A 10,679-nucleotide genomic window follows, 5' to 3' on the forward strand; every position below is an offset into this window, starting at 1 on the left:
AGTTCCGGCGGGGGCGATGATTTCCGTGGGAGCGCCGGGTCTGTACCGGTGAGACCTGGAACAAGAGGCACGGAAGGAATCACGATGCCCGAGTCGCACACCCTCAAGACCCCCGACGGCACCCTGTACTACGAGGTCCGCGGCAGCGGTCCGGTGCTCGTCCTGACCGGGGCGCCGATGGCCGCGGCCGAGTTCGCCGCGGTCGCCGACATCCTGGCCGCCGACCGGACGGTGGTCACCCACGACCCGCGCGGCATCGGCCGCAGCCCCCTGGACGACCCCGGGCAGGACTCCACCCCGGAGCTGCGCGCCGACGACCTGGTGGCGCTGCTCGACGAGCTGGGTGTGGAGAAGGCCGACGTCCTGGGCTCCAGCGGCGGGGCGGTCACCACGCTGGCCGCGGCCGCGCGCCACCCGGGCCGGTTCGGCACCGTCGTGGCGCACGAGCCGCCGGTGCTGGAGCTGCTCCCCGACGCGGCCGAGCAGCGCGCGGCCGTCGACGCGATCGTCGAGACCTACCACCGGGACGGGGTGATGGCCGCGTTCGGGGCGTTCATGGCCAACGCCGGGTTCCAGATGCCCGAGGAGGGCGAGGAGGGCCCGGGGCCGGGCGGGCCGGAGCAGGAGTTCAGCGAGCAGGACCTGGCGGACAGCGCGCGGTTCTTCACCCACGAGCTGGGGCCCACCACCCGCTACGTGCCCGAGGTCGACGCGCTGCGCGCCGGCCCGGTCCGGGTCGTGGTGGGGATCGGCGTCGAGTCGGGGGCGCTGCTCACCGACCGGACCTCCCGCGAGCTGGCCAAACGGCTCGGGGTGGAGCCGGTGGTCTTCCCCGGCGAGCACGGCGGGTTCGTCGACGACCCCGAGGGGTTCGCCGGGCTCCTGCTGCGGACCCTGGGCTGAGCGCCGGGACGCTAGGCGCCCAGCTCCTTGATGACCAGGTCGGCGGCGGCGTAGGGGTCGCGGCGGCCCTCGGCGACGTCGCGGGCCGCCGACTCCAGGACGCCGTCGTCGCCCACCCCGATCCGGGAGCGCAGCAGGTCCAGCACGATGGCCTGCACCTCCTCGCGGGCGCGGCGGCGGCGCCGCTCGGCGAGCCCGCCAGCGGCCTCCAGGTGCGCGAAGTGCGCGTCCAGGCGGTCCCACAGCTCGTCCACGCCCTCGTCGCGCACGGCGACCATCATGACGATCGGCGGCTTCCACTCGTCGTCGGCGCGGTCCTTCATCGCGACCATCTGGCGCAGTTCGCGCAGGGTCGACTTGGCCCCGTCCCGGTCGGCCTTGTTGACCGCGAACACGTCGGCGACCTCCAGCACGCCCGCCTTGGCGGCCTGCACCGAGTCGCCCATGCCCGGGGCGCACAGCACCACGGTGGTGTCGGCCTGCCCGGCGATCTCCACCTCGGCCTGGCCCACGCCCACGGTCTCCACCAGCACCACGTCGAACCCGGCGGCGTCCAGCACCCGCAGGGCGTGCGGGGCGGCCCAGGACAGCCCGCCCAGGTGGCCCCGGTTGGCCATGGACCTGATGTACACGCCCGGGTCGGTGGCGTGCTCCTGCATGCGGACCCGGTCGCCCAGCAGGGCGCCGCCGGTGAACGGGGACGAGGGGTCCACCGCCAGCACGGCCACGCTCAGGTCGCGGGCCCGGGCGGCGCGCACCACCGCGTTGGTGGTCGTGGACTTGCCCACGCCGGGAGACCCGGTGAACCCGACGATCCGGGCCCGGCCGGTGTGCGGTGCCAGCCCCGCCATGATCTCGCGCAGTTCCGGGGAGCCGTTCTCCACCAGGGTGATCGCGCGGGCCAGGGCCCGGCGGTCGCCCTTGAGCAGCTTCTCGACCAGTCGGGGGGTGTCCATGCGGCTCCTTTTCGTGCACAGCCGTCCGTGCGGCGGCGGGGCGGCGGCTCGTGACCGCCGCCCCGCCGTGACAGGTGCGTCGTAACTCCGTGCGGGGCCGGTCGGCCCCGATGACACGGTGGGTGAGGACTAGTGTCCTCAAGGGACTTCGGGTTCACAGGGGCCGACACGCTCGGGTCCGGGGATCTCCCGGTGCCGCGCGCCCGCCCCGGCGGTGTCCTACTCGGCGGGCACCGAGAACAGCAGGGCGTCGCCCTGGCCGCCGCCGCCGCACAGCGCGGCCGCGCCCAGCCCGCCGCCGCGACGGCGCAGCTCGTGGACCAGGTGCAGGGCGATCCGGGCGCCGGAGGCGCCGATCGGGTGGCCCAGGGCGATGGCGCCGCCGTTGACGTTGACGATGTCGGCGGACACGCCCAGGTCCTTCATGGACTGGAGGCCGACCGCGGCGAAGGCCTCGTTGATCTCGATGAGGTCGAGGTCGGCGACCTCCTTGCCCGCCTTGCCCAGCGCGTGCCGGATGGCGTTGGAGGGCTGGGAGTGCAGGGAGTTGTCCGGGCCCGCGACGTTGCCGTGCGCGCCGATCTCGGCGAGGACCGGCAGGCCCAGCTCCTCGGCCTTGGCCCGGCTCATCACCACGACGGCGGCGGCGCCGTCGGAGATCTGCGAGGAGGACCCGGCGGTGATGGTGCCGTCGCGGTCGAAGGCCGGGCGCAGCCTGCCCAGGCTCTCGGCGGTGGTGCCGGGGCGGACGCCCTCGTCGTGCGAGAAGACGACCGGGTCGCCCTTGCGCTGCGGGATCTCCACCGGGACGATCTCCGCGTCGAAGAGGCCCTTCTCGGCGGCCGCGGCGGCGCGCTGGTGCGACCGGGCGGCGAACTCGTCCTGCTCCTGGCGGCCGATGCCGAGCTTGCCGTTGTGCCGCTCGGTGGAGGCGCCCATGGAGTCGCCCTCGAAGGCGTCGGTGAGGCCGTCGTGCGCGGTGGCGTCCAGGACCTCGATGGAGCCGTACTTGTACCCGTGCCGGGACTTGGGCAGCAGGTGCGGGGCGTTGGTCATGGACTCCATGCCGCCCGCGACCACGACGTCGAACTCGCCCGCGGCGATGAGCTGGTCGGCCAGGGCGATGGCGTCCAGGCCCGACAGGCACACCTTGTTGATGGTGACCGAGGGGACGTTCATGGGGATCCCGGCCTTGACCGCGGCCTGGCGGGACGGGATCTGCCCGGCGCCGGCCTGGAGCACCTGGCCCATGACCACGTACTCGACCTGGTCGCCGGTGATCCCGGCGCTGTCGAGCGCGCCCTTGATCGCGAAGCCGCCCAGGTCGACGGCGGAGAACCCGGCGAGGGAGCCGAGGAGTCGTCCGGTGGGGGTGCGAGCCCCACCGACGATGACGGAACCGGGCATGGTAACTGGCCTCCAAGTGATCGGTGACGCACCTGGTCTGCAACGATACCCACACAGCCGTTGGCCGCCGTCGAGAGGTTCACACGTTGGCTTCTTCCCGGTCGTGAACGGCCGGGATCACGGAACCACCTACCGGTGGTTCGGGGCTTTCGCCCCGTCGCGGGTCGCCCCGCGGCCTTCCTGCTTCGACGCCGACAGCCCCGTCCGGGAGGACTCCCGTTGAGGTCTCACACCGGCTCCACAGGCAGCAACCGCCAGCCCGGCGGCCCTGATGTTGTTCGCCGCGTTCACATCGCGGTCATGCACCGTCCCGCACCGGGGACAGGTCCACGCCCGCACGTCCAGCGGCAGCCTCTCGTGCACGTACCCGCACCCGGGGGCCGAGCACGAACGGGTGGAAGGGAAGAACCGGTCCACCACGACCAGCTCCCGCCCGTACCAGTCCGCCTTGTACTCCAGCATCGACCGCAGCTCCGACCACGCGGCATCGCTGATGGCGCGGGCCAGGGTGCGGTTCTTGACCAGGGTGCGCACAGTCAGGTCCTCGATCACGACCACTTGGTTTTCGCGGACGAGACGAGTGGTGAGCTTGTGCAGGAAATCCCTGCGCCGGTCGGCGATCCGGGCGTGCACCCGCGCCACCCTGCGCCGCGCTTTGGCCCGGTTCGCCGACCCCTTCTGCTTGCGCGACAGCGCCCGCTGGGCCCGGGCGAGCCGAGCCCGGTCGGCCCGCTCATACCGAGGGTTGGTGACCTTCTCCCCCGTGGACAGGGTGACCAGCGACGTGATCCCGGCGTCGATACCCACCGCGTCAGTCGGTGCCGGGGAGGATTCGACCACGTCCTCGCACAGCAGCGACACGAACCAGCGCCCGGCGGCGTCCCGCGACACCGTCACCGTGGACGGCTCGGCTCCCTCGGGCAGCGGGCGGGACCAGACGATGTCCAAGGGCTCGGACATCTTCGCCAGGGTGAGCTGCCCGTCGCGGTAGCGGAACGCGCTGGGAGTGTACTCCGCGCTGGTGCGGGACTTCTTGCGCGACTTGAAGCGCGGGTACTGCGCGCGTCCAGCAAAAAAGTTGGAGAACGCGCCCTGGAGGTGGCGCAGCGTCTGCTGGAGCGGAACGCTGGACACCTCGGCCAGGAAGGCGAGTTCGTCGGTCTTCTTCCAGCCGGTGAGCATCGCCGAGGTAGCGTTGTAGTTGATCCGTTCCCGGTTCTGGTACCAGGCCCGGGTGCGGGCGGCGAGGGCCTTGTTGTAGACGAGGCGGACACACCCGAACGTGCGCGACAGCTCCGCCGCCTGCGCGTCCGTGGGGTAGAAGCGGTACTTGAACGCCCGCTTCACAGTCTTCCTCGCCATGCTTCACATTTTAACAGCTTGTTTGTGAGTACCCGACCGGAAGGAGAAGGGTGTTTCCCCCGGCCCTGGAGGACCGGGCCTCCACACCCGACAACCTGATGAACGACACCCCTGATCGCGCCGTCCCCTTCTCCGGTCTGACCCGTCTGGACCACGTCGGCATCGCCTGCCGCGACCTGGACGCGTCGATCGAGTTCTACCGGTCCACCTACGGGTTCGAGGTGGAGCACGAGGAGGTCAACGAGGAGCAGGGGGTCCGTGAGGCGATGCTCCGGATCAACGGCACGGACGACGGAGGCGCCACGTATCTGCAACTGCTGGAGCCGACCCGGCCGGACTCCCCGGTGGGGAGGTTCCTCGAACGCAACGGGGAGGGCGTGCACCACATCGCGTTCGGCACCGGCGACGTGGCCGCCAGCGCGGCGGAGGTCGGCGGGCGGGGCGTGCGCGTCCTGGACGCCGCCCCGCGGCGGGGCACCTCGGACTCGCAGATCGTGTTCCTGCACCCCAAGGACTGCGGGGGCGTGCTCACCGAACTGGTGCAGAGCGCCCACTGACACCACCGCCCCCGACGACTCCTCCGACCCCCGACGTCACGGGGGCGTTCCGGACACATCACATCTTGTGCGCCGCCGGCAGAAGCGACCGCAAACCCCACCGGAAGTTACCCGAAACCCTCTTCCCAGGGGTTCTTGGCTTGATAAAGTCGGTTGGCCACCGGATGTGAATCTCCGGCTCGTCCGGTCCACGTCCTGCGATCCGGCTGGACCGGGTCGGCCCGCGCCACCGCACCCCCCGCGCAGCGGCGGGCCGCACGGAGCGCACCCGATGGCGTCGGCGATGGTCGAGAAACCGGTCGCGACCCGCCGCGTCGGTCTCACCCGCGTCCGGACCGGACCGGAAAAGCACGCCCGTCCCCGGGGTCCCGACCAGCGCCCACCAACGCGGTCCCCGGCCGTTCACAAATAGCCGTCTCGCACCCGTTCAGGATTCCGCCACATGCCGTCAAACAACATCGACACCCAACTCAACAACATCTTCGACGAGGACAACACCCCGCCCGAATTCGACGTGGTGTTGCGTGGCTTCGACCGTACCCAGGTGCTGGACTACCTGGAGGGCCTGCGCAACGAGGTGAAGGCGGCCGACAAGAAGGCCGAGAAGTTCAAGGCCGAGCTCACCTCGAAGAACCGCCAGCTCCAGGAGCGCGAGCGCCCCTCCTACGCCGGCCTGGGCTCGCGGATCGAGGAGCTGCTGCGCCTGGCCGAGGAGCAGGCCAACGAGCTGGTCCAGAGCGCCCAGATCGACGCCAACGACATCCGTTCGGCCGCCAAGATCGAGGCCGCCGAGATGCGGGCCGCGGCCGAGTCCGAGGCCACCGAGGTGCGCACCCTCGCCCAGCGCGAGGCCGACGAGATGCGCCAGAGCGCCGAGGCCGAGGCCGAGGAGATCTCGACCAGCGCCCGGCGCCGGGCCGACGAGCTGTCCTCCACCACCGAGCGCGAGGTCCAGAAGAAGCGGGCCGCGGTCGACCACGAGATCGCCGAGAAGCGGGCGACCTTCGAGGGCGAGATCGCCAAGCTGCGCACCACCACCGAGCGCGAGTGCGCCCAGGCCCGTGCCGCCGCCAAGCGTGAGCGCGACGAGACGATCCAGGCCGCCAAGAGCCAGGCCGAGGAGCTGCGCAAGAACGCCGAGCGCGCCTACGCCGAGTCCGAGGCCCGCCGCACCGAGCTGGAGGACCAGTTCGAGCTGCAGCTGGCCGACCGGCGCGCCGAGGCCGAGCGCCAGGACGCCGAGCGCCTGGCCGCCGCTCAGGCCGCCACCCAGAAGATGGTCGCCGAGGCGGAGGAGCGGGCGGCCAGCGCCGACCACCACGCCAAGCAGGCGAGCCAGCAGGCCGAGCAGACCCGCCGCGACGCGGAGAACCACGCCAAGCAGCTGGTCGGCAACGCCAAGAAGAACGCCGGGCAGATCGAGTCCGAGGCCAAGTCCAAGGCCGAGCACCTGGTCAGCGACGCCAAGGCCGAGGCCAACCGCGTCACGACGGCCGCCAAGAAGGAGGTCGACGAGCTCAACCGCCAGCGCGACAGCATCCAGTCGCACCTGCAGCAGCTGCGCCAGCTGCTCGGTGGCGGTGCCGCCCCGGTCGCCCCGGCCCCCGCGCCCGTCGCGGCCCCGGCCCCGGCGCCCGCGATCGCGGAGGCCGCCCCGGCCGCCGAGGAGCCCAAGCAGCCGGCCCGTTCCGGCAAGGGCGCCGACGACGAGGACTGGTGGCAGGAGTAGTCGGCCCGCGGTCCCGAGACCGCAGGTGACACACGGCAGAGGGCCCGCCTCCTCCGGGAGGCGGGCCCTCGTGCGTGTGCGGGCGGGTCGGCCCCGCCGCCGGGAGGACCGGTCCGGCTACGGGACGTCCTTCTCGTAGGGGCCGTCCCACTCGGTGGGCAGCGGGTACGCGGCGGGGTTGACCCGCCGGACGATCTCGTCCAGGACCCGGCGCACGTACGGTTCGCCCACCCACAGGTGCTTGGCGCCGTCAACGCCGATGACCTCGGCCTGGGTGAGCGGCTTGAACCGCTCCCGGGCCTCGTCCGGGGGCAGGTAGTCGTCGTGTTCGGGGACCAGGGCGACCACCGGCTTGCCGGTGGCGGCCCAGTTCTCCAGGTCGGCCTCGGTGGCCCGGTGCAGCGGCGGCGACAGCAGCAGCGCGCCCACGACCTGCGGGTCGGCGCCCCACTTCAGGGCCAGCTCGGTGCCGAACGACCAGCCCAGCAGCCACGGTTCGGGCAGCCCCTCGAACTCGGTGAACTCGATGGCGGCGAGCACGTCGTGCTGCTCGGTCTCGCCCTCGCCGAACTCGCCCTGGCTGGTGCCGTGGCGGGAGGTGGTGCCGCGGGTGTTGAAGCGCAGCACCGCGATGTTCGCCAACGCGGGCAGCCGGAACGACGCCTTGCGCAGGACGTGGCTGTCCATCATGCCCTCGGCGGTGGGCAGCGGGTGCAGGCACACCAGGGTCGCGACCGGGTCGCCGCCCTCGGGCAGGGCCAGCTCGCCGACCAGTTCCAGGCCGTCGGCGGTGTGCAGGGTGATGGGACGTCTCACGGCGGGCAGCACCGTGGTGGCTCGGATCTCCATGGCTCCTCGGTCCGGTTCTCGGCGGGGCGGTGCGGCTCGGTATCGGTGGCGGGGCGGCTCGGTGGCGGGGCGGCTCGGTGGCGGGGGCGCGGTGCGGCTCGGTAACGCGGGGCCTCAGTAGCGGGGGGCGCGGGGAGCGCGCTGGGAGCGCCGCTCCCAGCAGGAGGAGTGCCAGTGCCGCCGGTCCTCGCCGTCGCCGTAGGGGCGCCAGGCGACGACGTGGGGCATGCCGGCGGGGACCTCCTGGGCGCAGCCGGGGCAGCGGTAGGCCTTGACCGCGGCGGAGCCGGGGATGCGGCGTGTCACCCACTCGCCGTCGGGTCCGGTCTCCCGGCGCTGGCCGCCGGTGATCCGCAGCATGAGGGCGTCCTCGTCCGGGGGGCCGCCGGGGGTGCGGCCGCCGCGCGAGGACTGACGGCGGGAGGAGTTACGACGCGGGCTCACGCATCCAGGGTAGGAGAAGACGGCGGTGGCCGTCGTCGCGGTGCACGTGTGCGCACCTGTGACGACGGCCACCGGGGTTCCGCGGTCTCCGGAAGGGGTCAGGCGTGGCAGGCGCAGCCGCCGTGGCCCTCCTCCTCCGGGGAGTCGGGCAGCCGGTCCATGAGCAGCGGCGCGGGCACGGCGATGGTGGTCAGCCCGTACTCGCCCATGGCGACCAGGGTGGTGACCACGGACTCGGCGCCGCGCTCGGCGAGCAGCTCGGTGGGGCCCTTGGGGTAGCCGCAGCCGAACCGCATCGCGGTGTCGACGTCCTCGGCGGTGGCGTAGCCGTCGCCGATCATGCGCAGGGCGTCGTCGATCTGCGGGGCGATGAGGAGCTCGCCCAGGTCGAGGGTCTCCTCCTCGCGGATCATCTCGGCGTAGCGGCCGGTGGGCAGCGGCTCGGGGGCCTCGTCGCGGCCCGCGAAGAAGCCCCTGCCCGCCTTGCGGCCGTAGTGGCCGGCGGCGACCATGCGGCGCAGCAGCGGGGCGGCGGCGTAGCGCGGGTCCCGGTACTCGTCCCACAGCACGTCCATGACGGCCAGGCAGACGTCGATGCCGACCAGGTCGGCCAGGGCCAGCGGCCCCATGGGCAGCCCGGCGGCCTTCTTGACCGACTCGTCGATCTCCTCGCGGGTGGCGATCCCGCGCTCGTAGAGGCGGACGGCGTCGTTGATGTAGGGCACCAGCAGCGCGTTGGCGACGAACCCGGCGCGGTCGCCGACCACGATGGGGGTCTTGCCGATGCGCTTGGCGACCTCGGTGACGACGTCGGCGGTCTCGGCGGAGGTGGAGACCGTGGTGATGACCTCGGCCAGCTTCATGACGGGGGCCGGGTTGAAGAAGTGCAGCCCGACGACCTTCTCCGGGCGCCCGGTCAGGGCCGCGATCTCGGTGACCGACAGCGAGGAGGTGTTGGTCGCCAGGATCGTCTCGCTCTTGCAGATCCGGTCCAGGTCGCCGAAGACGTCGCGCTTGAGGTCCATCCGCTCGGGGACGGCCTCCACGACCAGGTCCGCGTCCGCCAGGTCCTCGCGGGACGTGGTGAACGTCAGGCGCTCCTCGATCGCGGAGCGCTCCTCCTCGGTGAGCTTGCCCTTGGCGACGGCGCGCCCGAGGGACTTGTCCAGGTGGCCGCGGCCGCGGTCGAGGGCGGCCTGGTCGATCTCGACCCCGATGACGTTGAAACCGGCTCGGGCGAACACCTCGGCGATGCCCGCGCCCATCGTGCCGAGTCCGACGACACCGACCTTCTTGAATTCCTGCACCATGAGGCCAAGCCTAGACGGCCCGCGGACCCCGGCCGCCCGCGGGACCCCTTTGCGCGTACTCACGAGTAACACGAGTGACACGATGTCGGGACATGCCCGGCGGGGCCGCCGCCCCATCCCCTGGGCGGCGACCCCTCATCACCCTCCCGGCCGGACCGGGTCGCCGCGCGGCCCGTCCTGGCGGGCCGTCCCCGGCCCGCACCGCGCGTTCTCTGGAGAGGTTAGGCGCCCGACCCCGCCCCGGTCACGGGGCGTGAGGGCCACACATCCCTTCCCCGGACGGTGGCCCCACCTGTCCCGGAGGGTCGTCGGGGCGGGAAGGCGGGACGGGTGTGGGCGGCAGGGGGCGGGACGGCGGGACGGGTGAGGCGGCAGGGGGCGGGGCGCCGGCGGCTTCCGGCGTTCGCGCACCGGGCACACCGCGGAGACGGTAACGTGACGTTTCGTGCGTCTCGTCATCGCCCGGTGCAGCGTCGACTACGTCGGCCGACTCACCGCCCACCTGCCCATGGCCCCGCGGCTCATCCTCATCAAGGCCGACGGGAGTGTGTCCATCCATGCCGATGACCGGGCCTTCAAGCCCCTCAACTGGATGAACCCCCCGTGCAAGCTGCGCGAGGAGGCCGTCGAGGACGGCCCCGACATCTGGACCGTCACCCACGGCAAGTCCGGCGAGAAGCTGGTCCTGACCGTGGAGGAGGTCCTGCACGACTCCTCCCACGAGCTCGGCAAGGACCCCGGCCTCCAGAAGGACGGGGTGGAGGCCCACCTCCAGGAGCTGCTGGCCGAGCACATCACCACCCTCGGCGAGGGCTACACCCTCATCCGCCGCGAGTACCCGACCGCCATCGGCCCGGTGGACATCCTGTGCCGGGACGGGCAGAACCACACGGTGGCCGTGGAGCTGAAGCGGCGCGGCGACATCGACGGCGTCGAGCAGCTCACCCGCTACCTGGAGCTGCTCAACCGCGATCCCGTGCTGGCCCCGGTCAAGGGCATCTTCGCCGCCCAGGAGATCAAGCCGCAGGCGCGGGTGCTCGCCGAGGACCGCGGCATCGCCTGCGTGGTCCTGGACTACGACGAGCTGCGCGGCATCGAGCCGGACGTCCTGCGCCTGTTCTGACGCCCGCCTCCAACGCCTGCTCCGACCGGGCGGTCCGGT

General features: G+C 72.5%; 10 protein-coding genes. 4 read left to right on the forward strand and 6 right to left on the reverse strand.

The window, feature by feature from the left end:
- Window positions 1-84: 84 nt before the first annotated feature.
- Window positions 85-903: an alpha/beta fold hydrolase gene (locus ACJOT3_RS26860; protein WP_406975900.1), complete on the forward strand. Its 819-nt coding sequence runs from the start codon at window positions 85-87 to the stop codon at window positions 901-903.
- 11 nt (window positions 904-914) lie between these two features.
- Here ACJOT3_RS26860 and meaB read toward each other — a convergent pair whose 3' ends face one another.
- From meaB to ACJOT3_RS26875, 3 genes are all read right to left on the reverse strand, one after another.
- Window positions 915-1,859, reverse strand: a complete 945-nt coding sequence (gene meaB / locus ACJOT3_RS26865; RefSeq protein ID WP_406975901.1) for a methylmalonyl Co-A mutase-associated GTPase MeaB — start codon at window positions 1,857-1,859, stop codon at window positions 915-917.
- A 219-nt stretch (window positions 1,860-2,078) separates the two neighbouring features.
- Complete coding sequence (locus tag ACJOT3_RS26870; RefSeq protein WP_406975902.1) at window positions 2,079-3,266, reverse strand: acetyl-CoA C-acetyltransferase; 1,188 nt, start codon at window positions 3,264-3,266, stop codon at window positions 2,079-2,081.
- A 129-nt stretch (window positions 3,267-3,395) separates the two neighbouring features.
- Complete coding sequence (locus tag ACJOT3_RS26875) at window positions 3,396-4,628, reverse strand: RNA-guided endonuclease InsQ/TnpB family protein (RefSeq protein ID WP_406975903.1); 1,233 nt, start codon at window positions 4,626-4,628, stop codon at window positions 3,396-3,398.
- Window positions 4,629-4,726: 98 nt separating this feature from the next.
- On the opposite strand from ACJOT3_RS26875, the gene mce reads away from it, so the two are divergent.
- Together mce and ACJOT3_RS26885 are read left to right on the forward strand one after the other, a co-directional pair.
- Window positions 4,727-5,185, forward strand: coding sequence for a methylmalonyl-CoA epimerase (gene mce / locus ACJOT3_RS26880; RefSeq protein ID WP_406975909.1), 459 nt, complete (start codon window positions 4,727-4,729; stop codon window positions 5,183-5,185).
- Between the two features lie 442 nt (window positions 5,186-5,627).
- Window positions 5,628-6,914 (forward strand): DivIVA domain-containing protein, encoded by a 1,287-nt coding sequence (locus ACJOT3_RS26885; RefSeq protein ID WP_406975904.1) that lies wholly within the window; start codon window positions 5,628-5,630, stop codon window positions 6,912-6,914.
- Between the two features lie 117 nt (window positions 6,915-7,031).
- Here the strand turns inward: ACJOT3_RS26885 and ACJOT3_RS26890 are convergent, their stop codons facing one another.
- The 3 genes from ACJOT3_RS26890 to ACJOT3_RS26900 form a co-directional block, all read right to left on the reverse strand.
- Window positions 7,032-7,763, reverse strand: coding sequence for an alpha/beta hydrolase (locus ACJOT3_RS26890; RefSeq protein WP_406975905.1), 732 nt, complete (start codon window positions 7,761-7,763; stop codon window positions 7,032-7,034).
- A gap of 114 nt (window positions 7,764-7,877) precedes the next feature.
- Window positions 7,878-8,207, reverse strand: coding sequence for an Rv1322 family protein (locus ACJOT3_RS26895; RefSeq protein ID WP_406975906.1), 330 nt, complete (start codon window positions 8,205-8,207; stop codon window positions 7,878-7,880).
- A 98-nt stretch (window positions 8,208-8,305) separates the two neighbouring features.
- Window positions 8,306-9,517 carry a 3-hydroxyacyl-CoA dehydrogenase gene (locus tag ACJOT3_RS26900; RefSeq protein WP_406975907.1) on the reverse strand — a complete coding sequence of 404 codons (1,212 nt, stop codon included), beginning with the start codon at window positions 9,515-9,517 and terminating at the stop codon, window positions 8,306-8,308.
- A 445-nt stretch (window positions 9,518-9,962) separates the two neighbouring features.
- Between ACJOT3_RS26900 and nucS the strand changes: the two genes are divergently transcribed.
- Complete coding sequence (nucS, locus tag ACJOT3_RS26905) at window positions 9,963-10,640, forward strand: endonuclease NucS (RefSeq protein WP_406975908.1); 678 nt, start codon at window positions 9,963-9,965, stop codon at window positions 10,638-10,640.
- Window positions 10,641-10,679: the final 39 nt, after the last annotated feature.

The organism is Nocardiopsis protaetiae (assembly GCF_045446735.1).
Classification (GTDB): domain Bacteria; phylum Actinomycetota; class Actinomycetes; order Streptosporangiales; family Streptosporangiaceae; genus Nocardiopsis; species Nocardiopsis protaetiae.

Coding starts and splice junctions, on each gene's coding strand:
- mce (WP_406975909.1), top strand. CDS start 4,727: ATGAACGACACCCCTGATCGCGCCGTCCCCTTCTCCGGTCTGACCCGT.
- ACJOT3_RS26860 (WP_406975900.1), top strand. CDS start 85: ATGCCCGAGTCGCACACCCTCAAGACCCCCGACGGCACCCTGTACTAC.
- ACJOT3_RS26900 (WP_406975907.1), bottom strand. CDS start 9,517: ATGGTGCAGGAATTCAAGAAGGTCGGTGTCGTCGGACTCGGCACGATG.
- ACJOT3_RS26870 (WP_406975902.1), bottom strand. CDS start 3,266: ATGCCCGGTTCCGTCATCGTCGGTGGGGCTCGCACCCCCACCGGACGA.
- ACJOT3_RS26885 (WP_406975904.1), top strand. CDS start 5,628: ATGCCGTCAAACAACATCGACACCCAACTCAACAACATCTTCGACGAG.
- meaB (WP_406975901.1), bottom strand. CDS start 1,859: ATGGACACCCCCCGACTGGTCGAGAAGCTGCTCAAGGGCGACCGCCGG.
- ACJOT3_RS26875 (WP_406975903.1), bottom strand. CDS start 4,628: ATGGCGAGGAAGACTGTGAAGCGGGCGTTCAAGTACCGCTTCTACCCC.
- ACJOT3_RS26890 (WP_406975905.1), bottom strand. CDS start 7,763: ATGGAGATCCGAGCCACCACGGTGCTGCCCGCCGTGAGACGTCCCATC.